Origin of the sequence: Rhodococcus sp. NPDC057297 (assembly GCF_042667435.1) — a bacterium.
In the GTDB taxonomy this organism is placed as follows: domain Bacteria; phylum Actinomycetota; class Actinomycetes; order Mycobacteriales; family Mycobacteriaceae; genus Rhodococcoides.
Genome location: NZ_JBHUZE010000003.1, coordinates 612,612 through 637,304, shown reverse-complemented (window position 1 = coordinate 637,304; position 24,693 = coordinate 612,612). Strand labels below are relative to the sequence as shown.

At 64.7% G+C, this 24,693-nt stretch carries 28 protein-coding genes; 10 read left to right on the top strand and 18 right to left on the bottom strand.

All coding sequences use genetic code 11. The features are described 5' to 3' along the window. Positions 1–106 precede the first annotated feature (106 nt). Positions 107–808, top strand: a complete 702-nt coding sequence (locus tag ACFULT_RS13075) for a class I SAM-dependent methyltransferase (RefSeq protein ID WP_378481649.1) — start codon at positions 107–109, stop codon at positions 806–808. On the opposite strand, the gene ACFULT_RS13070 is transcribed toward ACFULT_RS13075, so the two are convergent. Then, a complete protein-coding gene (locus tag ACFULT_RS13070; protein ID WP_037114109.1) occupies positions 805–1,392 on the bottom strand; it encodes a type IV toxin-antitoxin system AbiEi family antitoxin in 588 nt (195 codons plus the stop codon). The genes ACFULT_RS13075 and ACFULT_RS13070 overlap by 4 nt on opposite strands. Positions 1,393–1,545: 153 nt before the next feature. On the opposite strand from ACFULT_RS13070, the gene ACFULT_RS13065 reads away from it, so the two are divergent. Then, positions 1,546–2,280 carry a DUF2993 domain-containing protein gene (locus tag ACFULT_RS13065; protein WP_378481648.1) on the top strand — a complete coding sequence of 245 codons (735 nt, stop codon included), beginning with the start codon at positions 1,546–1,548 and terminating at the stop codon, positions 2,278–2,280. Between the two features lie 32 nt (positions 2,281–2,312). On the opposite strand, the gene deoC is transcribed toward ACFULT_RS13065, so the two are convergent. Continuing rightward, a complete protein-coding gene (gene deoC, locus ACFULT_RS13060) occupies positions 2,313–2,975 on the bottom strand; it encodes a deoxyribose-phosphate aldolase (protein WP_094720787.1) in 663 nt (220 codons plus the stop codon). A gap of 45 nt (positions 2,976–3,020) precedes the next feature. Between deoC and ACFULT_RS13055 the strand changes: the two genes are divergently transcribed. Then, positions 3,021–3,851 carry a class I SAM-dependent methyltransferase gene (locus tag ACFULT_RS13055; protein ID WP_378481647.1) on the top strand — a complete coding sequence of 277 codons (831 nt, stop codon included), beginning with the start codon at positions 3,021–3,023 and terminating at the stop codon, positions 3,849–3,851. A 12-nt stretch (positions 3,852–3,863) separates the two neighbouring features. Beyond that, positions 3,864–4,751: a formyltetrahydrofolate deformylase gene (gene purU / locus ACFULT_RS13050; RefSeq protein ID WP_094720735.1), complete on the top strand. Its 888-nt coding sequence runs from the start codon at positions 3,864–3,866 to the stop codon at positions 4,749–4,751. Positions 4,752–4,764: 13 nt separating this feature from the next. Here purU and ACFULT_RS13045 read toward each other — a convergent pair whose 3' ends face one another. The 6 genes from ACFULT_RS13045 to ACFULT_RS13020 all read right to left on the bottom strand — a co-directional run bounded on the left by ACFULT_RS13045 (position 4,765) and on the right by ACFULT_RS13020 (position 9,662). Continuing rightward, entirely contained in the window at positions 4,765–5,790 is a 1,026-nt protein-coding gene (locus ACFULT_RS13045) for an alpha/beta fold hydrolase (RefSeq protein ID WP_037114100.1), read from the bottom strand. Position 5,791: 1 nt separating this feature from the next. After that, on the bottom strand, positions 5,792–6,571 hold the full coding sequence (locus tag ACFULT_RS13040) for a MerR family transcriptional regulator (RefSeq protein WP_378481646.1): 780 nt from the start codon (positions 6,569–6,571) through the stop codon (positions 5,792–5,794). 45 nt (positions 6,572–6,616) lie between these two features. Continuing rightward, the gene (locus ACFULT_RS13035; protein ID WP_026348050.1) at positions 6,617–6,910 is read right to left on the bottom strand and encodes a DUF2516 family protein; all 294 of its coding nucleotides are present in this window, start codon (positions 6,908–6,910) and stop codon (positions 6,617–6,619) included. Between the two features lie 79 nt (positions 6,911–6,989). After that, positions 6,990–7,787, bottom strand: coding sequence for a heparin-binding hemagglutinin (locus ACFULT_RS13030; RefSeq protein ID WP_094720733.1), 798 nt, complete (start codon positions 7,785–7,787; stop codon positions 6,990–6,992). Next, the gene (locus ACFULT_RS13025; RefSeq protein ID WP_371828903.1) at positions 7,780–8,301 is read right to left on the bottom strand and encodes a helix-turn-helix domain-containing protein; all 522 of its coding nucleotides are present in this window, start codon (positions 8,299–8,301) and stop codon (positions 7,780–7,782) included. The genes ACFULT_RS13030 and ACFULT_RS13025 overlap by 8 nt, the downstream gene beginning before the upstream one ends. A gap of 107 nt (positions 8,302–8,408) precedes the next feature. Then, positions 8,409–9,662: a DUF445 domain-containing protein gene (locus ACFULT_RS13020; RefSeq protein WP_170945259.1), complete on the bottom strand. Its 1,254-nt coding sequence runs from the start codon at positions 9,660–9,662 to the stop codon at positions 8,409–8,411. Between the two features lie 127 nt (positions 9,663–9,789). On the opposite strand from ACFULT_RS13020, the gene ACFULT_RS13015 reads away from it, so the two are divergent. The 4 genes from ACFULT_RS13015 to ACFULT_RS13000 all read left to right on the top strand — a co-directional run bounded on the left by ACFULT_RS13015 (position 9,790) and on the right by ACFULT_RS13000 (position 13,521). Beyond that, on the top strand, positions 9,790–10,566 hold the full coding sequence (locus tag ACFULT_RS13015; protein ID WP_037114089.1) for a TetR/AcrR family transcriptional regulator: 777 nt from the start codon (positions 9,790–9,792) through the stop codon (positions 10,564–10,566). Between the two features lie 29 nt (positions 10,567–10,595). Further along, positions 10,596–11,153 carry a type 1 glutamine amidotransferase domain-containing protein gene (locus ACFULT_RS13010; protein WP_176460025.1) on the top strand — a complete coding sequence of 186 codons (558 nt, stop codon included), beginning with the start codon at positions 10,596–10,598 and terminating at the stop codon, positions 11,151–11,153. Positions 11,154–11,161: 8 nt separating this feature from the next. Beyond that, entirely contained in the window at positions 11,162–12,139 is a 978-nt protein-coding gene (locus tag ACFULT_RS13005) for an iron-siderophore ABC transporter substrate-binding protein (protein ID WP_378481645.1), read from the top strand. 107 nt (positions 12,140–12,246) lie between these two features. Continuing rightward, a complete protein-coding gene (locus ACFULT_RS13000; RefSeq protein WP_378481644.1) occupies positions 12,247–13,521 on the top strand; it encodes a lipase family protein in 1,275 nt (424 codons plus the stop codon). A gap of 50 nt (positions 13,522–13,571) precedes the next feature. On the opposite strand, the gene ACFULT_RS12995 is transcribed toward ACFULT_RS13000, so the two are convergent. Continuing rightward, positions 13,572–14,033 (bottom strand): PPOX class F420-dependent oxidoreductase, encoded by a 462-nt coding sequence (locus tag ACFULT_RS12995; RefSeq protein ID WP_037114084.1) that lies wholly within the window; start codon positions 14,031–14,033, stop codon positions 13,572–13,574. 79 nt (positions 14,034–14,112) lie between these two features. Between ACFULT_RS12995 and ACFULT_RS12990 the strand changes: the two genes are divergently transcribed. Further along, positions 14,113–14,982, top strand: coding sequence for a polyphosphate kinase 2 family protein (locus ACFULT_RS12990; protein WP_378481643.1), 870 nt, complete (start codon positions 14,113–14,115; stop codon positions 14,980–14,982). A gap of 38 nt (positions 14,983–15,020) precedes the next feature. Here ACFULT_RS12990 and ACFULT_RS12985 read toward each other — a convergent pair whose 3' ends face one another. The 6 genes from ACFULT_RS12985 to ACFULT_RS12960 form a co-directional block, all read right to left on the bottom strand. Next, positions 15,021–15,275 carry a hypothetical protein gene (locus ACFULT_RS12985; protein ID WP_378481642.1) on the bottom strand — a complete coding sequence of 85 codons (255 nt, stop codon included), beginning with the start codon at positions 15,273–15,275 and terminating at the stop codon, positions 15,021–15,023. Between the two features lie 104 nt (positions 15,276–15,379). Continuing rightward, the gene (locus tag ACFULT_RS12980) at positions 15,380–16,420 is read right to left on the bottom strand and encodes an NAD(P)-dependent alcohol dehydrogenase (protein WP_037114077.1); all 1,041 of its coding nucleotides are present in this window, start codon (positions 16,418–16,420) and stop codon (positions 15,380–15,382) included. Positions 16,421–16,545: 125 nt separating this feature from the next. Then, positions 16,546–16,821 carry a hypothetical protein gene (locus tag ACFULT_RS12975; protein ID WP_094720729.1) on the bottom strand — a complete coding sequence of 92 codons (276 nt, stop codon included), beginning with the start codon at positions 16,819–16,821 and terminating at the stop codon, positions 16,546–16,548. A gap of 92 nt (positions 16,822–16,913) precedes the next feature. Continuing rightward, positions 16,914–17,798 carry a 3-hydroxybutyryl-CoA dehydrogenase gene (locus ACFULT_RS12970; RefSeq protein WP_037114071.1) on the bottom strand — a complete coding sequence of 295 codons (885 nt, stop codon included), beginning with the start codon at positions 17,796–17,798 and terminating at the stop codon, positions 16,914–16,916. Between the two features lie 159 nt (positions 17,799–17,957). Then, positions 17,958–19,247: an isocitrate lyase gene (gene aceA, locus ACFULT_RS12965; protein ID WP_037114069.1), complete on the bottom strand. Its 1,290-nt coding sequence runs from the start codon at positions 19,245–19,247 to the stop codon at positions 17,958–17,960. A gap of 434 nt (positions 19,248–19,681) precedes the next feature. Beyond that, positions 19,682–20,080 carry a hypothetical protein gene (locus ACFULT_RS12960; protein WP_037114066.1) on the bottom strand — a complete coding sequence of 133 codons (399 nt, stop codon included), beginning with the start codon at positions 20,078–20,080 and terminating at the stop codon, positions 19,682–19,684. Between the two features lie 173 nt (positions 20,081–20,253). Between ACFULT_RS12960 and ramB the strand changes: the two genes are divergently transcribed. Further along, on the top strand, positions 20,254–21,666 hold the full coding sequence (ramB, locus tag ACFULT_RS12955) for an acetate metabolism transcriptional regulator RamB (protein ID WP_037114063.1): 1,413 nt from the start codon (positions 20,254–20,256) through the stop codon (positions 21,664–21,666). Positions 21,667–21,691: 25 nt separating this feature from the next. Here ramB and ACFULT_RS12950 read toward each other — a convergent pair whose 3' ends face one another. Genes ACFULT_RS12950 through ACFULT_RS12940 form a run of 3 tightly spaced genes read right to left on the bottom strand, consistent with a single transcriptional unit; the run spans position 21,692 to position 24,692 of the window. Next, positions 21,692–22,822 (bottom strand): LLM class flavin-dependent oxidoreductase, encoded by a 1,131-nt coding sequence (locus tag ACFULT_RS12950; RefSeq protein ID WP_378481641.1) that lies wholly within the window; start codon positions 22,820–22,822, stop codon positions 21,692–21,694. Positions 22,823–22,838: 16 nt separating this feature from the next. Further along, a complete protein-coding gene (locus ACFULT_RS12945) occupies positions 22,839–23,657 on the bottom strand; it encodes an NADPH-dependent oxidoreductase (protein ID WP_378481640.1) in 819 nt (272 codons plus the stop codon). A gap of 45 nt (positions 23,658–23,702) precedes the next feature. Then, on the bottom strand, positions 23,703–24,692 hold the full coding sequence (locus ACFULT_RS12940; RefSeq protein ID WP_378481639.1) for an MBL fold metallo-hydrolase: 990 nt from the start codon (positions 24,690–24,692) through the stop codon (positions 23,703–23,705). Between the last annotated feature and the right edge of the window lies 1 nt (position 24,693).

Sequence of the window (24,693 nt, the reverse complement as noted above, 5' to 3'; positions counted from 1 at the left end):
CTCCACTCCTGGCCAACCGGGTCGTTCCGCAGGCTCCACTCCTGAAGGCACCGTTACTCGCGGCACCACCGGCATCAACCGCCTCCGCCGCAGTGATCGGTGGCTGATGCACGACCCACTCGTACGCCGTGTGCTGTCCGATGCACCCGATCCCCTGGTCGTAGACCTCGGGTACGGCGCACGGCCGGACACGACGCTCGAGCTTGCTCGCCGGCTTCGTACCGTTCGGCCGGACCTGCGGGTCACCGGCCTCGAGATCGATCCTGCGCGAGTCGTCGAATCACAGGAGAACGTCACGTTCGCGCGCGGCGGCTTCGAGCTCGCCGGCCTGCGACCGAACCTGGTGCGCGCGTTCAACGTGCTGCGCCAGTACCCCGAGGACGCTGTTCCCGACGCCTGGGCCCGCATCCTGTCCAGGCTCGAACCCGGCGGGCTCCTGGTCGACGGGACGTGCGACGAACTCGGCCGCCGGTGCGCGTGGGTGCTCGTCGGCCAGCAGGGTCCGATCTCGTTGACGTTGGCGTGGGATCCGTTCACCGTCGCGACGCCGTCGGACATCGCGGAGCGTCTGCCGAAGGCGTTGATTCACCGCAATGTGCCGGGTGAACGCATTCATGCGGTGCTGCGGGCCGCGGACAGGGCGTGGTCGACGGCGGCGCCGCTGGCACCGTTCGGCCCACGAGTGCGATGGCGGGCAGCCTTGGATCAGTTGGTCGCCGAGGGTCTTCCCACCACGGCGCCGCGGCGCAGGCTACGCGACAACATCATCACCGTTCCCTGGGATGCTGTGGCGCCCGCCGAGACCTAGGTGCAGGACGAGAGGGCGAGCTCGACGCGTTCGGCCACTCGTTCCGGTCCGCCGACGGCTTCGTCGTACAGGGTTCCCGGGTCGACGCGGCCGATGGCGACGGCGTCGCCCACCACTTCGTCGAGGGTGATCTGGGAGATTCCTCCGGCGGCGAGGTCGAGGACAGTTCGAACCGGGGTGGTCATCCGGAACGTGCCGGTGGACTCGAAGTCCTTCGGAGACAGCTGCAGTCGGTGCACGGCGAGGCGAGTGTCGGTCAGACGCAGGTTGGTGTAGGCGGAGACGTGCACGAACTGCGGGTGCAGGTGCCCGAATCCGTGTAGCTCGGCGGCGCTTTGGTGAGAGATCACAGCGTCACCACCGAACCAGGCGCACCACATGGCGAACTGTTCGAGGTCGCTGTGCGGCCAGTCGGTCAGCCGGCACAGGTTTCGCTCCACTTTGGTCCAGTCGCCGACGGCGATGTTGGCGACCACTGCAGGGGCCTCGAAGCCCAGAGCCTCGGCCTGCTCGATGGTGAAGTATCCGTCTTGGCGTGCTGCCAGACGACGCAGTTCGACGGTGCTCGGCCGTAACGTGCTCATGCGCCCCAGCGTACGACAATCTGTGTTGCACATCACAAAGAATCGGCACTACTCCCGTGTCGATCCATCTTTCCCACGCTTGTATCTCTGTTTCCCACGCTTGTATCCGTATTTCACAGAGGACTTTCAGAATCATCGGGAAGACTGCGGCGAATGACACGAAGCAAAGCTCCCATGATCGCGGTGCTCGTCGTACTCGTTCTCGTCGCGGCGTTGCTCGGCGGGGAACTGTATTTCCGGCAGCAGATCAAGTCGTGCCTCGCCGGCCAACTGGAGTCCGAGATCGGCAGCCAGGTCGACGTCGGTCTCGGATGGAAGCCCATTCTGATCTCGCTCGTCGACAAGCAGGTTTCTTCGGTCACGCTCGATTCGAACGATGCCCGCTTCGGCCCCGCCGAGGGCATGACCGTCCACGCCGAGGTGGAGGACGTCGACCTCGCGCAGACCGCGGACAGCAACGGGACCATCGGCAGCTCCAGCGCCGACATCTCGTGGTCGACCGACGGGATCGCCCGCACCCTGCAGTCCCAGGGCATCGGTGCCCTCGTCTCGGGTGTCACGTCGGACGCCGCGGCGGGCACGCTGTCCTTCGCCGTGGGCGGCCTCGCGCAGTTGACGGTGAAGCCCACCGTCACCGGTGACCGCGTCGACGTCCAGACCGTCGACGCATCGATCCTCGGCCTCGGCATCCCGACCGATCTCGTCGACAGCATCGTCGGGGTCCTCTCCGACAGCCTCCAGCAGTACCCGCTGGACATGACGCCGACGTCGTTGACCGTCACCGACAGCGGCATCGCACTGAACCTGCAGGGCGGGCAGTACTCGATTCCCGCCGCCCAACAGGGTCAGACAGTCGAGGCCCCCGAAGGCTGCGGAATGCTCGCTTAGCGGAAACTGGCCCCTACACACCTGCTACCTGGTCATTCCGCAGGCTCCACTCCTGCCAGAACGGCGCGCGTACCCGAGAGACCCAATCGGGTTGCGCCCGCGTCGATCATCGCCAGGGCGGCGTCCGTCGTACGGATGCCGCCGCTGGCCTTGACGCCGAGTCGTCCGCCGACGGTCTCCGCCATCAACCGCACTGCTTCGACGCTGGCGCCGCCTGCCGGATGGAAGCCGGTGGAGGTCTTGACGAAGTTCGCTCCGGCTTTCTCCGCGACGCGGCAGGTTTCGACGATCGCGTCGTCGGACAGGGCTGCCGATTCGATGATCACCTTGAGCACAGCCGTCGGTCCGATCGCTTCGCGGACAGTCAGGATGTCCGACAGAACAGCGTTGTAGTCACCGGCGACAGCCGCTCCGACGTCGATGACCATGTCGATTTCCTGCGCACCTTGGTCGACGGCGAGCCGCGCTTCCGCTCCCTTGACGAGCGAATGATGTTTGCCCGATGGAAATCCCGCGACTGCGGCGACGACGAGTCCGTCGGCCTCGATCGGCAGCATCGAGGGCGACACACACACTGCGAGGACACCGAGTTCGAGCCCTTCGGCGATGAGTGCGGTCACGTCCTCGGGCGTGGCTTCGGGCTTGAGCAGGGTGTGGTCGACCATCCGGGCGAGGGCTCCGCGTGAAAGAGACATGAGACCACCCAACCACAGCCCCTGAACGACATAAACTCATCGGTCATGAGCGTTGCAGGCACTTTCAATTTCACGAGTTCCGATTTCGACTCCGTCACCCCGCTCGTCTGGGGTCCGGCGGGCCAGTCGTTGGCGTTCGCGCTCGGACTGACGGCCGGGGAGTCGGTGCTCGACGTCTGCGCGGGTACGGGCGCGTCGGCGCTGCCGGCAGCGCAGGCAGTGGGTCCGGACGGCATCGTCCACGCCATCGATCTCGCCGACGACCTCCTCGAGATCGGGCGAGTGAAGGCCACGGCGGTCGCGCTGCGCAACATCGACTTCGTGTGCGCCGACGCCACCGTGTGGGAGACACCGAGTTCCGTTCCGGACGGGTACGACGCATTGTCCTGTTCCTACGGCATCTTCTTTCTTCCGGACATGGACATCTCGTTCGCGCGGTTGGTTCGCTTGGTTCGACCTGGCGGCCGTGTCGGCGTCACCGTGTGGCGCAAGGGAGCAGTGGAGGCGTTCGGTAACGCGTTCTTCGACGTCGTTGCCCGCTACGCGCCGGACGTCGCGCACAACGGTCCTCGGTCGAGGAGCAACTACGACACCAACCCCATCCGACGGGTGGAGACAGCGGACTCCTTGGCCGAGTGGCTGCAGTCCGAGGGGTGCAGCGACGTACAGGTTCAGGAACTGTCCAATCACGTTCCCGCCACCGAGGAGTTCGTGTGGAACTTCGTGTTGGGCAGCGGCTTTCGTGGTGCGTTGAGCAACTTCGACGAGTCCACCACACTCGCGATCCGACGAGAGTTCGGCGAGCTGCTGACCGAGCGCGGTATCGATTTCGTCGACGCCACCACACTGGTCGCAACCGGCGTCAGGGCCGCCTGAGAGAATCGAGGCATGAGTTCCGCTGCTGTAGCCGACGACCGTCGCTACGTTCTGTCCCTCGGGTGCCCCGACACCACCGGCATCGTTGCCAGGATTTCCACGTTCCTCGCGGACGTCGGCGGCTGGATCGTCGAAGCCGCGTATCACGCCGATCCGGACACGGGCTGGTTCTTCACGCGCCAGGCCGTCCGAGCGTCGTCGGTGAACATGAGCATCGAGGATCTGCGCGCACGATTCCAGGAAGTCGCCGACGACATCGGCCCCGAGACGGAGTGGACGCTCCAGGATTCCGGCGAGCGTAAGCGCGTCGTACTTCTCGTCAGCAAGGAAGCGCATTGCCTGCACGATCTGCTGGGCCGCGCGGCGGGAGGCGAGCTACCTGCCGAGATCTCGGCCGTGATCGGTAATCACAAGTCGCTGGAACCGGTGGCGAAAGCGCACGGAATCACGTTCCACCACGTCGAGTTCGCGAAGGACCCGGCCGAACGCGGCCCGGCGTTCGATCGGGTTCGCGAACTGGTCGATTCCTACGATCCCCACGCCGTCGTTCTCGCGCGGTTCATGCAGGTGCTGCCGGAGGAGCTGTGCGAGCACTGGGCGGGCCGTGCGCTGAACATCCACCACAGCTTCCTGCCGTCGTTCGTCGGCGCACGGCCGTACCACCAAGCGTTCGCCCGTGGCGTGAAGCTGATCGGGGCGACGTGCCATTACGTGACGGCCGAGTTGGACGCGGGCCCGATCATCGAACAGGACGTCATCCGCGTCGACCACTCCGACGAGGTCACCGACATGGTGCGTCAGGGCCGCGACATCGAGAAGCTCGTTCTCTCCCGTGGCCTCCGGTGGCATCTGGAGGACCGTGTCCTGGTGCACGGCCGCAAGACAGTGGTCTTCAGCTAGCTCTACGCGGGCGTCACAAGTTGCGTAGGCGCGCCACTTCGGCGTTGAACTCGTCGATGGCCTCGACCGAACTCATGTGGCCGATGCCGGGGATTTCGACGAGGGCGCTGAGGTGGTCGTGGGCCTCGAGTGCTTCGGCCAGTTTGCGCGCGTGCACGGGAGGAGTGAGGCGATCCGCGGTTCCCACGAGCACGGTCGTCGGCACGTTGAGGTTCTTCAGCGCCTCGTGGATGTCGAGATCGGTCAGTGCAGCGCCCCAGATTCCGCGAGTTCGCGGCGCACACTCGAGCACGATCTTCTCGCAGAACGCGACCTCGGCAGGCGTCGATCCCGGCGCCATCGACACGTACTTGATGGCGTGGCGGGTGACCGACGACGGTCGTAGCGGGACCGCGGACTTGAGGACCACCCGCCCGACGGGCACGGGCACGCGCGGGAATCGCTGAGGGAGCGGGATCACCGTGGTCTCACGGACCAGGCTGTCGGTGGCGGTCGAGGCGAGCAGGACTGCGCTCACCAGACGGTCGACCTGCTCGGGGTACCGTCCCGCCCAGGCCATGACCGACATTCCGCCCATGCTGTGGCCGACCAGTACTGCTTTGTCGGATTCGTCGACGGTTGCGGCGAGAACGTCCGCGAGGTCGTCGGCGAGAACGTCGGGGCCGAGCGGCCTGGTGCCGACGTCGCTGCGTCCGTGGCCACGCTGGTCGTAGACGATGACTTTGTAGTTGTCCGCGAAGGCGTTGATCTGCGGTGTCCAGTAGTCCACCGAGCACGTCCAACCGTGGCTGAACACGATCGGCTGTGCGTCGGGGTCACCGTAGATCTGCACGTGCAGCTGCGCGCCGTCGTCGGTGACGACGGGGACGGTACGAGGAACGTGTGTCGGACGGTGTAGCAGTTCGTCGGGTCGACTGTCCGCCGCACGAACGAAGCTGTTCGCGTGGCGGTTCCTACGGACGAGGGCGCCGATGCCGGCCACTGCCGCGAGACCTCCGACTCCGAGAATCGCTGCCTCGACTGCCTTGCGTGTAACCACTTCAAGCCTCCCCTGTCTGCGACAGCGCGCCGCCTTCCGACGCAGTACCGCCTGTCGCGCTGAACTGCGCGACTATCTCTTCCATCGTCAACGTGATTCGGTGTTCCATTGCTTCCCTGAACAACGCCCCGACCACGCGATGCGTCAACGGTCGAAGACTGTCGATCAGCGTTGCCAGTTGCCCTACGGTCAGCGCGTCGGTGTCGAACGGATCCTTGCCCTCGCCGACGAATTTGTCTGTGATCAACGACACAAACCTTGCGGCGACATCGTCGAGGTCCTTCTGCACCGCTTCGGTCTCGTCGAGGATCCGACCGACCGAGGTTCCCGCATCGTGGAGCAGTGTCGCGGCGTCGAGCAGATCCGGCTGGTCGACGCGGTAGCCGTCCGAGCTTTCGGCCAATACGCCCAGGGCAACTCCCCGGTCGAGCTCGCCGTCGGTGATGCCCCGGGCAAATCTTCGTGTGATGTCCTCGCGGCTCAGATGTGTCGATTCCCGTTGCCGGCGAGCGGTGTCGTCGATGTCGTCGGTGGTCAGAACATCCTCGATACGGAGCCCCGATTGCGCTGCGATCAGCAGTTCACTGATGGTCGCAAATGTGTAGCCGCGGTCCAGCATCCGACTGATCAGCTCCAGCCGAGCAAGGTGGGACTCGCTGTACCAGCCGGTTCGTCCTTCTTTTCGCGGCGGCGGAAGCAGTCCGCGGTCCTGGTAGACACGGACGTTACGAACGCTCACCCCTGCGCGACGCGCCAGATCGTCGACCCGGTACTCCATCATCCCTAGAAGATAGGCCCACGCCTCGCGGGATCGACGAGCGAGGATCTACCAGCGCGAGCCGCCGCGCTGAATGCTGTCGACCTTCGGTCGGACGTCGACCAGGTAGACGCAGACCGCGACGATGCCGATCAGCCCGATGAAGTTGATTCCGAACGCGAAGATGACCAACAACGCAACAACGAGGATTCCCAGCCACACGGGCTTGGTCAGCTTGTCCACCGCGGTGAAAGCGTCAGGCCGCTGCCTTACTGCGTGGAACACCGCGTAAGCGGCGCCCGCCAGCGCGATGAAGCGCAGGACGAGAAGGATCAGTCCGGTGAGGCTGTCTACGGCTGGCACATGGCCCATACTAACCACTCGAACTGGGCAATTCGACCCCTGCACCGTTCGGCGCAGGGGTCGAATACCGTTCGGACGATCAGCTGGTGGTCTTCTTGGCCGGAGCCTTCTTGGCCGGTGCCTTCTTCGCTGCGGTTGCCGGCGTCGCCTTCTTGGCGGGCGCGGCCTTCTTGATCGGGGCGCCCGACGTGCCACGAGTCTTGGACTCGACCTTGCCTGCCACACCGCTCACCTTCTGCGATGCGTCGGTTGCGGCTTCCTTGGCGCCTTCGCCTGCCTCGTCGATGCCCTCGGCCAGTTCCTCGGCCGAATCGGAGATGTCGTCGGCGGTGTCCCGGACCTTGTCCGACGCGATGCCTGCGAGTGCGGCAGCGCGCTCACCGACGGCGCGGGTTTGCGATGCGACGGTGCCGAGCGCCTGCTCGGTCAGGTCGACGACGTCGTTGGCGGCGGAATTGGCGCGCTCGAGTCCTTCTTCGACGGCAGGGGTGCGGCGAATCCGCTCGACGGTCTCTTCGCCGCGCTCGGCGAGCGAGGTGTAGAGATCGGACGCGACCTTCAGGTACGCCTCGGCGACCTTGCGCAGCTCTTCCGGGGTGAAACGCTCACGGAGATCGGCGATTTCGTCGGGCAGCTCGGCGGGGAGGTTCGCCAGGCGCTCACGGAGGGACTCGACTCCCTCGGTGACGTCCTCGGACAGGTCTGCGATCCGTGCCCGTGCCGTGTCGACGCGATCGGTGACCTCGCTGCCGCGAGTCTCCGCGCGGCTGCGTACCTGGGATACGACGTCGGCGACGGCCTGAACGACGGCATCGCCTGCGCCGACTGCGGCGTAGAGGGGGGTCTTGACGTTGTCGAAGTTCTTGGGATCAGTCATGGGAAGACTCCTGTAAGGGTGTTTCGGTGTCGGTTGTCGGATCTGGTCCGGCTGCGCTCTTCTGGTCGTTCTCTCGACGGAAGGAGTCGTAGATCTCGATCAGCACGTGTTTCTGCCGTTCGGTGATCTCCGTGTCGCCGAGCAACGCGTCCCGGACTGGACCGTGTGGTCGTTCTTCCAAGAACCCGGCCCGTACGTACAAAGCTTCCGATGACACACGCAGACCCTTGGCGATCTGCGTGAGCACCTCGGCGGACGGCTTGCGCAACCCGCGCTCGATCTGGCTGAGATACGGATTGCTCACCCCCGCCCTCGACGCGAGTTGCCGCATGGATACCTGGGCTGCCTCGCGTTGGCTACGGATGTAACTACCGATGTCCGACGCCGCGGTTGTGACGACGCTTGCGACGAGGTCGCTCGCTTCGGCCACGACGTCCGTCGCCTCGGACACCTTCGCGACTATCCCCTGGTTGTCGATCTGACTGTCGATCGGATCTTCACTGCTGGGGGTCATGGTCACCACTCGATTCGTGTGTCTCGAACTTGTGGTCTTCGGTGTACTCGTCCGAGGCTACCCAAGGGTGCTAACTATTGCAAGCACTTTGCTAGCAGCTGTTTCCGTCAGCCGAACAGCAGGTGCGACAACGTGTAGATGACCAGGCCCGCAATGGACCCGACCACGGTGCCGTTGATTCGAATGAACTGCAGATCGCGACCGACCTGTAGTTCGATCTTGCGGCTCGCCTCGTCGGCGTCCCATCGTGCGACGGTGTCGGTGATGATCGTCGTGATCTCGTCCGCGTAGTTCGACGCCACGTACCGGGCCCCGCCGAGCAGCCATCCGTCGACTTTGGCTCGCAGTTCCTCGTCGTCCCGGATTCTGGCGCCCCAGCTCGCAACGTTCTCGCTGACCTTGCGTCGCAGTGTGCTCGACGGGTCGTCGACGGATTCGGTGATGAGCCGCTTGGCCACCTTCCACGTTGCCGCGGCGAGCCCGGTGATCTCCTCGCGGCCCATGATCTGCGCTTTGAGTGACTCCGCCTTCTCGATGGTCGCGGGGTCGTTCTGCAGATCGTGGGCATAGTCGACGAGGAACTTGTTGGCGGCGAGGCGCAGCTCGTGCTGCGGGTTCGACCGAACTTTCCAGGTGAACTCGACGAGTTCCTTGTAGATCTTCTCGCCGAGCAGGGCGTCGACGAACTTCGGCGACCATGTCGGTGAGTCACGGGACACGACGCGCTCGATGGTCTCCTCGCTACCGAGGGCCCACTGGTGTGCGCGCTCGGCCAACATGTCGATGAGCGGTAGCTGGCGGTTCTCCTTGATCAGCTCGTCGAGAACTCGTCCGATCGGCGGGCCCCACTGCGGATCGCCGAGGCGTTTGACGATGGTGCTGTCGATGATCTGCGTGATGTCCTCGTCCTTGAGGACTTCGACAGCACCGTGCAGGACGGTCGCGGATTCTGCTGCGACGCGTTCGGCATTGCGGGGCTCGGCCAGCCACGTTCCGAGCCGCAGCGGGATCTGGGCGGACCGTACTTTCTCCGACACGACGTCGGGCGCGAGGAAGTTGTTCCCCACGAACGACCCTAGCGAGGACCCGAGCTGATCCTTCTTCTTCCTGATGATCGCGGTGTGCGGGATCGGAATGCCGAGCGGATGCTTGAACAACGCAGTCACCGCGAACCAGTCCGCGAGCGCACCGACCATGCCTGCCTCGGACGCGGCGCGCACGTACCCGACCCACTCCCCCGCACCGCGGGATTCCTGCCAACGGCAGATCAGATAGACCACGGTCGCGAACGCCAGGAATCCGGTCGCTACGACCTTCATCTTGCGCAGATCACGACGTTTGGTCACGTCGTCCATATTCATCAGTTCCACAGCGCCATTGTGCCCGCGCACCGGCGCGGCAAACGTGAGCCGCACCATGGCATACCTCTGTCGGCACGGACGCCTAAGCTGATCTTCATACGAAGGCGATGGGATACGGCGGGCACACGTGGCGAGAAACGCAACATCAGCGGACAAAGAAGATACCGAAGCAGCAGCCAAGGACACAGCAACCGGCAAGACCGAGGCCACCAAGGCGGAGAAACCGGACGGCCGCAAGCGGCGCTGGCGCGACCACAAGATCGCACGCCGGGAAGAGTTGGTCGACGGCACCCTCGCTGCGATCCGTCTGCGTGGGCGCGAGATCGGAATGGACGAGATTGCGTCGGAGATCGGTATCTCGAAGACCGTGCTGTACCGGTACTTCACCGACAAGGCGGACCTGACCAACGCGACGATGACGCGGTACGTGGAGACGACGCTTGCGCCGAGGATCTATTTCGCGATCTCGGAGGAATTGGACGAGTACCACCTCACCCGGGCGGTCATCGCCGCGTACGTGGAGACGGTTGCCACCGATCCCGAGGTCTACCTGTACGTGATGGCGAACAACGCGGGCAGTAACCGAGACGTCGTCGCCGAGTCGGAGCGCATGATCGCCGAGCTGTTGGCGACGGTTCTGGGCGAGCGTCTACGCCAGCGCGAAATGGATTCCGGCGGTTCGGTGCCGTTCGCGTTCGCAATCGTCGGGGCCGTGCAACTCGCCACCCACTGGTGGATTTCGAACAAGTCGATGTCGATGGAAGACCTCATCGACTACCTCAGCATGATGACGTGGGGCGGAATCCACGGCGTCGCGATGGCGGACGGTTCTCCCTCGAAGTTCAACGCGCAGCCGCATCCTCTCGTCACCCCGAAGGACCAGGAGGACCAGCGCTCGGTTTGAAACGCTGGTTCCGCGGTCACCCTGCCACCATGAGCCCTTCGTTGACAGGACGCACGGTGGCCATTCTCGCTACCGACGGCGTCGAAGAAGTAGAACTGGTCCAACCCCGCGATGCGGTCCGATCCGCCGGTGGCACAACGACATTGATCTCGCTGACTCATGGGGACATTCAGGCGATGACCGGTGACGTCGACGCCTCCAACACCTTCGAGGTCGACGCAGTCGTCGCCGACGTGTCTCCCGAGGATTTCGACGCGTTGATCCTGCCCGGCGGGACCACCAACCCGGACAAGTTGAGGACCGACTCCGACGCGGTGGAGTTCGTCCGCCGATTCGTGTCCTCGGGCAAACCCGTTGCCGTCATCTGCCACGGTCCGTGGACCCTCGCGGAGGCCGACGTTCTTCGGGGCCGCACCTTGACGTCGTTCCCGAGTATCCGCACCGATCTTCGGAATGCGGGCGCGACCGTCGTGGACGAGGAAGTCGTGGTCGACGGAAATCTGATCTCGAGCCGTAACCCGGATGATCTCCCCGCCTTCTGTGCTGCTCTGGTGGAACAGTTCTCGAAATCGGAGACCGTAGGTTAGCGTTGCCTATGCGCACATCCCGCCTTGCTCTACTCGCCCCCGCGGTCGCCGCGGTCGCGGCCCTCACGATGACCGCCTGCAGTAGTTCCGACTCGTCGGGCACGGACGCCGAAGGTGCCACCGTCTCCACCATCTTCGGTGACGTCACCGTGCCCGAGAACCCACAACGTGTGGTGGCCCTCGGTTGGTCCGACGCCGAGACCGCGCTCGCTCTCGGAGTGCAGCCCGTGGGAGCCAGTGACTGGCTCGCGGTCGGCGGCGACGGACTCGGCCCGTGGGTCGAGGAGTCCTACGACACTCCACCCACGATCCTGGGCACCTACGAGGTGGACGTCGAGTCCGTGGCCGCACTCGACCCCGACCTCATTCTGTGGACTCGGAGCACCAACGATCAAGCCACGTACGACAAGTTGTCCGAGCTCGCGCCGACCGTCGGGGCACCCGTCGGCACCGAGATCGCGTACAGCACCACGTGGGACGGTCAGACCGAACTGGTCGCCGAGGCCCTCGGCAAGGAAGCAGAAGGCCAGGCGCTCATCGACGAGACCAACGCCGCCTTCGACGCCGCAACGTCGGCCAACCCAGAGTTCGACGGCAAGAACGTCGTCGTCGGCACGCTGTACAGCGGGCAGTTGGGTGCCTACGTCGACGGAGACACTCGCGTCGAGTTCATGAAGCGGCTCGGCTTCGTCAACAAGCCGGAGATCCAGGCCCAGGCGTCGGACGGGAAGTTCGCCATCGACCTGTCCGCCGAGAACGCAGCACAGCTCGACGCGGACCTGACGGTGATGTTCCCCATCGGCGAGACCGCCGACGCCATCGCGAACGACCCGTCGATCCAGGGTCTGCCTGTCGCCCGCGACGGCCGTCTGGTGGTCCTCGGTGACCTCGACCTCAGCAACGCCTTCTCGGCCGCATCCGTTGCAGGTACTCGGTACGCGCTCGAGAATGCTGTGCCGCTGTTCGCAGCTCCACTGAAGGGCTGACGAACGACGCTCCCGCGGCCTCGCCCCACGACAGTGGAGCGGGGCCGCTCGTCGTTGTCATCGAAACCACTTTGGTTCCGCACTGCCGACCGTGGTTGGATCGACGCGTGTTCGGTTCTCGCGCTCCCCGGTTCCTGCCGGCGAAACCGACAGCAGGTCCGGCGGGAGGCGCGGCGGTGATCGCCGTATGCGCAGCACTCACGGCGGCGTGCAGCTCCACGTCCGCCCAGCCGCCCGCACACTCACCCGCCCAGCCGCCCGCATATTCGACGAGCATCCCCACCGCCACGGCCGAGACCGTCGCCGCGCGCGGCACCGTCGTGTCGAGTTCCACGACGACGCCGTTCGATCCAGCACTGTTTCCGGCCGGCACCACCGCGGCGACTGTCGTGTACAACTCCGCATCCGGCGTGGACGGTAGCCCGACCCAGGTGAGCGGAGCAGTGTTCGTCCCCGACGGCCCCGTCCCCATCGGCGGACGGCCCATCGTGGCGTACGCGCACGGAACCGTCGGGATTTCCCCCGGGTGCGCCCCGTCCGAGAAGCGAGACCTCGCCGGAGACGCCGATGTGGTGTCGCGCTTCCTCGAACGCGGATACGCCGTCGCGTACACGGACTACCAGGGCTTGAGCAGCACCGTCGACTCGCCGGCACACCCGTATCTGGAACCGCGTACCGCGGGCTTCGACGTGATCGACTCCGTCCGCGCCGCCCGCAACCTCGACCCGCGCCTGTCGACTCGGTGGGTCGCCGTCGGCTGGTCACAGGGTGGCCAAGCAGCGTGGGCGGCAAACGAATTGGACGGCGTGTACGGAGACGGTCTCGACCTGCGCGGCGCCGCAGTCCTGTCTCCCGCGCTGGATATCTCGCCCGGAATCATCGAAGCCCAGAGCTCGGGAACGTCGGGCGAAGCAGATGGCCAGCGGGCGGTGTACCCACTGATCGTCGAGGGTGCCGCCCGCGTCGACCCGTCCATCGACCCCGCCGACCACCTGCACGGAGCCCTCGCCGGCAACCTCGACGACCTCGTCGGATGCAGCACCGCGAGCAGCGAGGCACAAGCCGCCGCAGCCGCCGACGTCCAGCCGGGCGACACCACCGCGTCGACTCCCGCAGCCGCAGAACAACTCACGCGCCGCATGCAGGACTACTCGCTACCACGCACAGCGTCACCCGCACCGATCCTCGCCGTCTACGGCTCCGAGGACACCGTGGTGAAACCCGCCTGGACCGAAGCCGCGCTCGAACGAGCCTGCAGCCTCGGCGACACCCTGCTCGCCGTCCGCCTCGAAGGACAAGGCCACGACGTCGACCCCGGCACCCTCGTCGAAACCTGGGTCGACGACCGCTTCACCGGCGGCCCCGCACCCAGCAACTGCTGAGCCGTCACATTCTTCCCGGCGGGCTTGTCACATTCTCCCGGGTGGGCTTGTCACATTCTCCCGGGCGGGAAGCCACCTTCGGCGACGGGACCCCAGGATTCGATCGTGATGCGTATCAACGACTTTCCCTGCTTCAGCATTGCCTCGCGGTACTCGTCCCAATCGGAATGCTCCCCGGCGATGCTGCGAAAGTACTCGACGAGCGGTTCGACGGCGTCCGGCACGTCGAGGATTTCAGCGGTTCCGTCGATCTGGACGTAGGCGTCGTTCCATTCGTCGGAATGAACGCAGACGGTGACGGCGGAGTTCCGCCTGATGTTGGCCACCTTGGCACGTTCGGGGTACGACGCGATGACGATGCGACCCTCGGAGTCGACGCCGGATGTCACCGGTGAAACCTGTAGGCCACCATCGCGTTTGTGCGTGATGAGCGTCGAATGATGACGTGGGCGGATGAAGTCGAGGAGTTGTTCACGTGCGACGGATTCAGCGGTTGCCAGTTTCGGAGCCATGCCTCCAGATTAGCCGCGCAGCGCGACGCGATCTCGGTTCTCGGCGGAGAAGGGTTCACACTGCTACTAGGGTCCAATCATGGCAAAGCATTCGAAGAAAAGCGGCAACCTGTGGTCGACCCCTGCGGCCGAGATCCTCCGCGCGACCGACGAGACGTCCGTCGCGGACCTGGATTGCTCACTGACACCGGGTTTCGAAGGCACCAAGACCGACGGGCAGGCGCTGCTCGCGGAGCGCGGCGAGGTGCTCTCTGCGTTGCAGGAGAAGCTGTACGCCAACGGCCGGTCCGGTGATCTGCGCTCGATCCTGCTGGTACTTCAGGGCATGGACACCGCAGGCAAAGGCGGCATGGTGCGCCATGTCATCGGAATGGTCGACCCGCAGGGCGTCGACCTGGCGTCGTTCGGAGTTCCGACGCAGGAGGAGAAGCAGCATCACTACCTGTGGCGCATCCGAAACGCCCTGCCCCGCGGTGGACGGATCGGGGTTTTCGACCGCTCGCACTACGAGGACGTGCTGGTAGTCGCCGTGCACGACCTTGTTCCGCGTCAGGTCTGGGAACCGCGGTTCGACGAGATCAACGCGTTCGAGAAAGAGTTGGTCGACGGCGGCACGCACATCGTGAAGGTCGCGCTGTTCGTTTCTCCGGAAGAGCAGCGAAGCAGGTTGCAGGAGAGGTTGGATCGGCCGGACAAGCACTGGAAGTACAACCCGGGAGACGTCACCGAACGCGGATTCCTGCCGCAGTACCGCACCGCGTACCAGCGTGTCATCGACAGGACCAACACGGACTACGCACCGTGGCACGTCATTCAGGCCGACCGCAAATGGTACGCACGCTTGGCGGTGACCGAGCTGCTGATCGACGCACTGCAGAAGCTCGACCTCGATTGGCCGAAAGCCGATTTCGACGTCGAGGTGGAGAAACAGCGTCTCGCGGACAGCTAGCGACGGACTTCTCCGACCGGGTCAGGAGTCCGACTGGGTCAGGAGTCGGGGTGCCCTGTTCCGCCGACGAGACCCATCGCCGACGCCATCGCGACGACGCACACACAACCTGCGATGACGGCGACGGTGCCGAGACCGTTGAAGGCCGACAGTGCGAACAGCACGAGCGCGAGCAAACCGACCGTGATCAGTGCATACCGCGCGGCGCCGGGATGGGCGTCGACCAGTGCATGGCCGGCAGAACTGTGCCCGGCAGCGGCCATCTTGCCGTGACGGCTGGACGAAGTCTTCATGAAAGTGTCCTTTCCTTGCGGAGAACATCTTCCGACCCGACTTCGACGTTACGCCTGTGGGCGGCAGGTAGCGCCCGTCGCTACCTGCCGCCCACAGGAATGGATCAGAAGGTGTCGGCGTCGATGACGAAGCGGTACCGAACGTCGCTCTTCAGGACGCGCTCGTAGGCTTCGTTGATCTTGTCGGCCGGGATGGTTTCGATCTCGGCGCCGATGTGGTGTTCCGCGCAGAAGTCGAGCATTTCCTGAGTTTGCGCGATACCGCCGACCATCGAGCCTGCGAGGCTACGACGGTTCGCGGCGAGCGTGAATCCACGAACCTCGATCGGCTCCGACGGCAGTCCGAGGATGACGAGCGAGCCGTTGATCGCGAGCAGCGACATGTGCTTGTCCATGTCGATTTCGGCGGAGACGGTGTTGATGATCAGGTCGAATTCGCCGCGCAGCTTCTTGAACGTCTCCTTGTCGGAGGTCGCGTAGTAGTGATCGGCTCCGAGGCGCTTGCCGTCCTCTTCCTTGCTCAGAGTCTGGCTCAGCACGGTGACCTCGGCTCCGAGGGCGTGGGCGATCTTGACGCCGACGTGGCCGAGTCCGCCCATCCCGATGATGGCGACCTTCTTGCCCGGGCCTGCACCCCAGTGCTTGAGCGGCGAGTACAGCGTGATGCCGGCGCACAGCAGCGGTGCGGCTACGTCGAGTTCGATGCCCTCGGGGATCGACAGCACGAAGCCCTCGGTCACGACGATGTGCGTCGAGTAACCGCCCTGGGTGATCGACCCGTCTGCCTGCTTGGAGTTGTAGGTCTGGGTGACGCCCTTGAAGCAGTACTGCTCCTCGCCTGCCAGGCAGGCGTCGCATTCGCCGCACGAGTCGACGAAACAGCCGACACCGACGCGGTCGCCGACCTTGTGCTTGGTGACGCCGGAGCCGACCTCGGCAACGATGCCTGCGATTTCGTGGCCCGGGACCACCGGGTACGTGGTGCCGCCCCATTCGTTGCGGGCGGTGTGAATGTCGGAGTGACAGATGCCGGCGAACTTGACCTCGATGAGGACGTCTTTCGGTCCGAGCTCGCGACGATCGATCGTCACCTTCTCGAGCGGTGCATCGGGGGCTGTCGCTGTGTACGCGGTAGCTGAAGTCATGACTACATTGCTACCTACGCATCAGTAGCTTGGCAAACGGCCGAGGCATGTTTAGCCAGGTGAAAGCACTGCGAGCAGGGAATTCCCGTTCGGCGGGAGGCGTTCGCTACATTCTCGTCCGGGCTTCAGCTGTTGCGAGCGATGTTGTACCCGAGCCAACCGACGTACGCACCGAGGCCGACCAGACCGATCTTGCGTGTCTTCGGGTACGCAATGGCGGCTCCGACGACCAGTTCCGTTGCGCCGTTGCGCGTGATCCAGTCGCGGGTGTCCTTCGGGAACGGCCGCTTGGTGATGGGCTCGAATGCCTCGGGAACTACGAAGTGAGCTGCGCCCGTCGCGGCCAGTCCGATACCGAACGCCTTCGGCAGCACTCCACCGGACTTCTTCGACTTGCTCATTCGCTCTCCCCTAACGTCGTCGGACGCGCCGTGTGCGCACCACCAAGTTATCGCGGTCGTGAGTGGAAATGTGTCCCGACACCTACATTCGCTCACGAGGGCTCTTTCACTACCCGGCCGTTCTCGTAGCGATAGAACCCTGCGCCTGTGCGTTTACCGGTCGAACCCGATTCGACCATACGAAGAAGCAGCGGCGGGGCGGCGAAGAGTGGTTCGCCGAATTCGGCGTACATGGAATCCGCGATGGACTTGACCGTGTCGAGTCCGATCAGATCTGCGAGCGCGAGCGGCCCCATCGGATGCGCGAGACCGAGCACCGTCGCCTTGTCGATGTCTTCCTTGGTGGCGAACCCGGACTCGACCATCCGAACAGCGGAGAGCAGGTAAGGAATGAGCAGCGCATTGACCACGAACCCGGATCTGTCCGCCGAGCGGACGACCTGCTTGCCGAGTACGTCGCCGGCGAATTTCTCGGCGCGTTCGGCCACTGCGTCACTGGTTTTCACGGTGGTGACCAGCTCCACGAGAGGGAGAACCGGCACCGGATTGAAGAAGTGCAGCCCGACGACTCGGTCGGGCGAGGCCGTCGCGACACCGAGTTTCATGATCGGGATCGACGACGTGTTCGACGCGAGGACTGCGCCGGGGTCCGTCACCACTGCGTCCAGACGAGCGAAGATGTCGGACTTGATGTCCTCGTCCTCGGTGACGGCTTCCACGACGAGTTCCCGATCCGCGAAGTCGTCGAGATCGGTCGTGAAGCGCAGTGTGCACGCTGCCTGTTCGCGTTCGCGTTCGGTGATCTTGCCGCTGCTGACGCCGCGGTCCAACGACCGTAGGACGCGTGTGCGTCCTACGGTCGTCAGCTCGCGAGTGTGCTCGTAGACCAGAACGTCGAGGTGCGCCCGGGCGCAGACTTCTGCTATCCCGGCCCCCATCTGGCCGGCGCCGACAATCCCCACCCTCTCGACCGTCACGGCGGACTCCTTCGATGCATACACGACAACAGCTGTAGGCGAGGTGGGGTAACTCTGACCGGGTACCCCCAGAACCCGGGCGATACAGATCAGGCGGCCCGCAGCGAAACGCTGGGACCGCCTGACTGGTGCGCTGACTATCCGGGGAGGCGGACTAGCTCAGTGGAACTGGCCCTCTTCGGTGGAGCCCTTCAGCGCTGCGGTCGAGGTGTTGGGGTCGACCGTGGTGGCGATGGAGTCGAAGTAGCCTGCGCCGACCTCACGCTGGTGCTTGATGGCGGTGAAGCCACGCTCTGCTGCAGCCTTGAACTCGCGCTCCTGCAGGTCGACGAACGCGGTCATGCCTTCGCGGGCATAGCCGTGTGCCAGGTCGAACATGCCGTAGTTGAGCGAGTGGAAGCCCGCGAGGGTGATGAACTGGAACTTGAAGCCCATCGCTCCGAGCTCACGCTGGAACTTCGCGATGGTCGCGTCGTCCAGGTGCTGCTTCCAGTTGAAGGACGGCGAGCAGTTGTACGCCAGGAGCTGGTCCGGGAACTCCGAGCGAACCGACTCCGAGAAGTGCTTGGCGACCTCGAGGTCCGGCACGCCGGTCTCCATCCAGATGAGGTCTGCGTACGGCGCGTAAGCCTTGGCGCGCGCGATGCAGGGCTCGACACCGTTCTTGATGCCGTAGAAGCCTTCTGCTGTGCGGGTGCCGTCGAGGAACGGCTGGTCGCGCTCGTCGACGTCGGACGTCAGAAGCGTGGCGGCCTCGGCGTCGGTGCGGGCGATGACGACGGTCGGAACGTCCGCGACGTCGGCAGCAAGACGCGCCGAGGTCAGCGTGCGGATGTGCTGCTGGGTCGGGATGAGCACCTTGCCACCGAGGTGGCCGCACTTCTTCTCCGAGGCGAGCTGGTCCTCCCAGTGCGATCCGGCGACGCCGGCCGCGATCATGGCCTTCTGCAGCTCGTACACGTTGAGGGCACCACCGAAGCCGGCTTCGCCGTCGGCGACGATCGGAGCGAGCCAGTTGTCGACCGACGTGTCACCCTCGACGCGGGCGATCTCGTCGGCGCGCAGCAGTGCGTTGTTGATGCGACGAACGACCTGCGGCACCGAGTTGGCCGGGTACAGGCTCTGGTCGGGGTAGGTGTGTCCGGACAGGTTGGCGTCGCCTGCGACCTGCCAACCGGAGAGGTAGATGGCCTTGAGGCCTGCGCGGACCTGCTGAACGGCCTGGTTGCCGGTCAGTGCGCCGAGCGAGTTGATGTAGTCCTCGTTGTTGACGAGGTCCCAAAGAATTTCGGAGCCGCGGCGAGCAAGGGTTGCTTCCTCGACGACGGAGCCTTGCAGCTTGGAAACCTGCTCGGCGGTGTAGTTGCGCGTCACGCCCTTCCAGCGAGGGTTGGTGTCCCAATCCTTCTGGATTTCTTCTGTAGTTTTCGGGGTGCCGGTGGTCGACATCTCAGCTCCAGTCTCTATCGGATGTGCGATACGGCCGACTCGGTGCTCGAATTCTTCACATCGTTGCCAGGCCGTGCGGGTGTTCTTCCACAGAGTGGCACACCCAAAAAGGGCCGTCCACCTGTTACAAGTGCCAATCTTGGTTAGGTTTCAATCAACCCTTGCTAACTTTGCGAAGATCGACGCTGGATCGCCACCGCCCGATCGGAGAGCTTTGCTACTCGCCAGTAGGACGAAAGCGCAGTTCATGAACGCAATTTACGAAAACCGTCCGACCGTTCCAACCGGACAAACGTACTGTTTTCATGAAATCGTCTGAATCGAGCCAGATGACAGCAGCTGTGACCAGTATCACACACAGTCGCTCGGTCCCGTACGCAGAAAGCAGCCCCGGCATCGTGCCGGGGCTGCTTTCGGTCGAGAAGTGAACAGCGTCAGCTACGCACCCGCACACGTCCGGGGGACGACGCCAGGAGCACGCTCGGCCGGATGTCACTCCGGCCGGTTGCTACGCCGAGAACACCCATTGCCGCAATGACGACGCCGCCGACGAGCGCGAACAGATCTGCCGTGACGAGTCCCGCCGGGAACGCGAGCACTACCGGCGACACAGCGAGAGCCGCTCCGAGTACGACATGCGCCCAATGACTCGACCGCGACGCCGCGGACATCGCCCACAGCGCGGTGCCTGCGGACAGCAGACCGAGAATCAGAATGGCTCCGGATACGCCGGTGTCACCGTCGACCGGAAGCCAGATGGTCGAGGCCACCAAAACGATGCCTGCCACGAGCACGACGGCGTCGCGGACGAGTTCACGAAAATTGTCGGACATGATGGGCCTCCCTCTTAATTACTTATGCGAAACAACACCTATCGGTATACGCCTCCCGGCGCCCGGTTGTTCCGCTCAGGCCCCGAATTGTGATCCACGGACCACCGCGAATTTGTTCGTGCACTGCAGGCAAAGCCTGTTAACGCATTTCTTCGCAGGCGTAACCTGAGCGCATGCCCAAGACGTTCGTCGGCGTGCGCCTGCGCCAACTACGCACGGAACGCAAGATGAGTCAGGTCGCACTTGCCGGACAGCTCGAGATCTCCGCGAGCTACCTGAACCAGATCGAACACGACGTGCGGCCTCTCACCGTCCCGGTCCTGCTGCGAATTTCCGAGGTGTTCGGCGTCGACACGTCGTTCTTCTCGTCCGAGGACGACACCAGGCTGGTGGCCGAGTTGCGCGAAGTCGCGCTGGATCAGGACATGGGCATCGTCGCCGACGCACACGAGATCGCGCAGATGGTGTCCTCCCATCCGCAGTTGGCACGAGCGATGGTCAACATGCATCGTCGGTATCGCAACACCACCGCTCAGCTCGCCGCGGCGACCGAGGAGCGGTTCGCCGACGGTAGTGGCAGCGGGTCGATCAGCAAGCCGCACGAGGAGGTACGTGACTACTTCTATCAGCGGCAGAACTATCTCCACGAATTGGACACAGCGGCAGAGGAATTGACGTCGCGGATCCGCTTCCACCGGGCCGACGTCGGTAACGAGATCGCCAAACGCCTACGCACGGTGCACGAGGTGCAGATCGTCAATCGGATCGATCTGGGCGAGAACGTTCTGCACCGGTTCGACCCGAAGACTCGGCTGCTGGAGATCTCGCCCCACCTGTCCGGCGGGCAGCGGGTGTTCAAGTTCGCGGCAGAATTGGCCTACCTGGAGTGCGCGGACCTGCTCGAGCAGATGGTCGAGGAGGGCGGTTTCACGTCCGAGGCGTCCAAGAAGCTCGCGAAGCTGGGGTTCGCCAACTACTTCGCCGCCGCGACCGTTCTGCCGTATCACCAGTTCCACGACATCGCCGAGGATTTCCGCTACGACGTGGAACGATTGTCGGCCTTCTTCTCGGTGAGCTTCGAGACGATATGCCATCGCTTGTCGACGCTGCAGCGGCCGAAGCTCCGCGGAGTTCCGTTCTCCTTCGTCCGGGTCGACCGCGCCGGGAACATGTCGAAACGGCAGTCGGCGACAGGCTTTCACTTCTCGTCGAGCGGCGGAACGTGCCCGCTCTGGAACGTGTACGAGACGTTCGCCTACCCGGGCAAGATCATGACTCAGATCGCGGAGATGCCCGACGGGCGCAGTTATCTGTGGATCGCTCGGACCGTCGAGCGCCGCGCGGCGCGGTACGGCCAACCGGGCAAGACCTTCGCCATCGGTCTCGGGTGCGAACTCCGCCATGCGAGCCGATTGGTCTACGCGGACGGGTTGGATCTACACGGATCGTCGGTGGCCACGCCCATCGGAGCGGGTTGCCGTGTCTGCGAGCGGGCGAACTGCCCTCAACGCGCCTTCCCTCCCCTGGGCAAGGACCTGGACATCGACGAGCATCGTAGTTCTGTGTCTCCCTACCTCGTTCGCTGAGCGGCGTCGCCGCACTCGCAGCGGGTCAGGAGGCGGTGAAGCCCTTGGCTCGGTCGGCGTCGAACGGACTCCACAGTGTCGTGGACAGTTCCTTCTTCACCAGAGGGATCACTTCCTCCGCGAAGCGGCGAAGCGTGTCCTTCTGCTGCTCGAAGTCCAGCACATGATTCACCGACACAGACTGCAGATCGTGCCCGTAACTGTTGTGGTAGTCGAGAATCTTCTCCGCAACCCTGTCCGGGGATCCCATTAGTGCCGGGCCGCGCTCGACGGCATCCTCGATGGTCCGGAAACTCGTCACCTTCCCCTTCGCGGCCGGGTCGTGCTTGCCACCGAGGTCACTCCGCAGGCTACGCTCCAGCCGCTTGTCCTGCTGGGCCACGAACCCTTCGTAGATCGGCCGGAACTCGTCGGTTGCCTGTTCGGTGGTGTCGGCGAGGAACAGCCCGCCGGAACCCGATCCGACGTAGAGCTTCTCCGGGTCGTGGCCGTGTGCGAGGTACTGCTCCCGGTATCGATCGATGAGAACCTTGTAGTTCTCTCGCGGCTGCAGTGCGTTGGCGGTGACGATGGGATCTCCCCACTTCGCGGCCAGGTCCACCGCCTCCACCGACGTCGCGGATCCGTGCCAGATTCGAAACGGCCCGTCGAACGGCCGTGGAAGGGTGGTCGCGTCGACGAGTGGGTGCCGGTGCGTCCCGTTCCAGTCGACGTGCTCTTCACGAACGAGCCGCCGGAGCAGTTCGTAGTTCTCGGTGAGGTACTCGTACTGCTTGGAGATGTCGAGGCCGAACAGTGGGTACTGCAGTGCTTCGTTGCCTTTACCGATGACGGGTTCGAATCGTCCGCGGCTGAGTTGATCGATCGTCGCGAAGTCCTCGGCGACACGGATCGGATCGAGGACGGCGACGACGGATACTCCGGTCGACAGCAGGATCCGGTCGGTCGCGTGGGCGATGGCCCCGAGAATCACCGCCGGCGACGAGGACAGGACGTCCCCGGCGTGACGTTCTCCGACGGAGAAGGAATCGAAGCCGAGTTCTTCGGCGAGAACTGCCGTTTCGACGACGCGACCCAGCCTGTCCGACGGATGGACGACCTCCCCGGTCACCGGGTGCGGTGGGTTGAAGATGATGTCCAGAATCTGAAATCGCACGTCGAATGTCTTTCTGTTATTTGGAGAGCAAGCCTCGGGCGGAGAGTGAATCCCGAATGGTGTCGCGCCCTTTCAGCGATGTCGCGTCGCGCAGCCGCGCGAGCACGGCGGTGGTCCATGCCGTCGTGCGCCCCTGTTCGCGGTTGTACTCCCCCAGTCGTTCGTCGTAGACGTCGATGCCGGAGTCGGCCGTCTCGGCGTCGTAGACGTCGTGATGGAGAACCGACGCCAGCGGCAGTCGAGGCTTGATACCGGGACCGGTGCCGTCGGTGGCGACAGCGGAGCGGCCGACGGACAGCCCGAACACCGGGAACGCCGCGGGAGGCAGGTCGAGCTCGTCGGAGATCTCTTCGGGCGCGTTGCGGACGGCTCCCACGTACACCGTCCCCCAACCGAGTGACTCCGCGGCGACGACGGCGTTCTGCGCGGCCAATGCTGCGTCGATCGCACCCAGGAGCGTCGAGTCCAGGTAGTCGGCACCCTCCGACGGCACACCCCGGCGTTCGGCCAGGCGCCGGACACGGCCCAGGTCGGCGAGAAACACCAGGAACACCGGAGCTTGGGCGATGAAGGCTTGGTCACCTGCCAGCGTCGCGATCCGGGCCTTGCGTTCCGGATCACGGACGGCGACGACGCTCCAGGCCTGCAGGTTGGACGACGTCGGCGCGGACTGTGCTGCTGCGACGATGGTCTCGATGGTGGCGGTGTCGATCGGGTCCGAGGTGAAACTGCGCACCGAGCGATGGGAGAGCAGCACCTCCAGCGTCTCGTTCCGGTGCGCGAGCTCGCGTAGGTCCGGATTGCGGTAGCGCTGAAATACTGGAGCAGGAGTCACTCGGACGATGATTGCCGCGTCGGTGCGGCGTGCACAGTGTTGGACTCAGCGTGATTCCATTGTCCGCAGCAGCGCCCCTGCGTCGGCGAACGCTCGTGCGCGGCGCAGCAGGGTCGGCGGGGCTGCAGGCTCACCCTTCCACAGTCGGTAGAGGGTGGACATGGTGAGCACGAGCCGTTCGGGCGAGCCCCACGCCTGATACGGCTGAAAGTCCCTCGACTGCATCATGTTTCGTGCCGCGTACGCATACTCGACACCGGCGTCGAAGTGTCGGCGGCCGGCGTCGTCGACCCAGGTCCAGTACTCGCGGACCGCGCGGATCTCGTCGGCACCGCACAGTGGTCCGTGACCGGGCACGTACACGGCGGCGTCGAGCGCCAGTAGATGATCGAGTGCATCGATCCAGTTGGACAAGGGTCCGTGCCACAGGATGGGCGTCGAACCGATGAACAGTAGGTCACCGCTGAACACCACACCGACGTCGGGCACGTGGGCGATCAGGTCTCCCGCCGTGTGCGCGGGCCCCAGATATCTGAGTTGTACGGCTCTGGTTCCGACGTCGATCCGTTCCGTCACGTCGAATGTGTGATTCGGTAGCCGCGGCGAGGTACGGGGAAAGGTCGCCCCGCCCCGCACACGGTCCATGTAAGTCCCGGTTGCTCCGACCGGCCCGGGCAACCGGCCCGCCAGTGCCCCCAACGACGCGAACAGGTGCACGCCCGACGGGGGCGTCTCCTCCTTCATCGCATGCAACGACGCTGCGCTCGTGATGATTCTGGCGTCCGACGGAACCGTGTCGTTGCCCCACCAATGGTCGCCGTCCGAGTGCGTGTTGACCACGTCGGTGACCGGTGATCGTCGTGTGAGAGAGCGATTTTCGGATGCGATGGCGTCGGCCCTGCCCGTGTCCCAGACGGTGTCGATCACCATCGACGCCGCACCGTCGTCGACGATCAGGCCGGTGTTCGTCTGACCCCAGCCTCCAGGCGTCCACAGGTGAGCCCAGGTACCGTCGGCGATCTGCTGTGCGTTCATG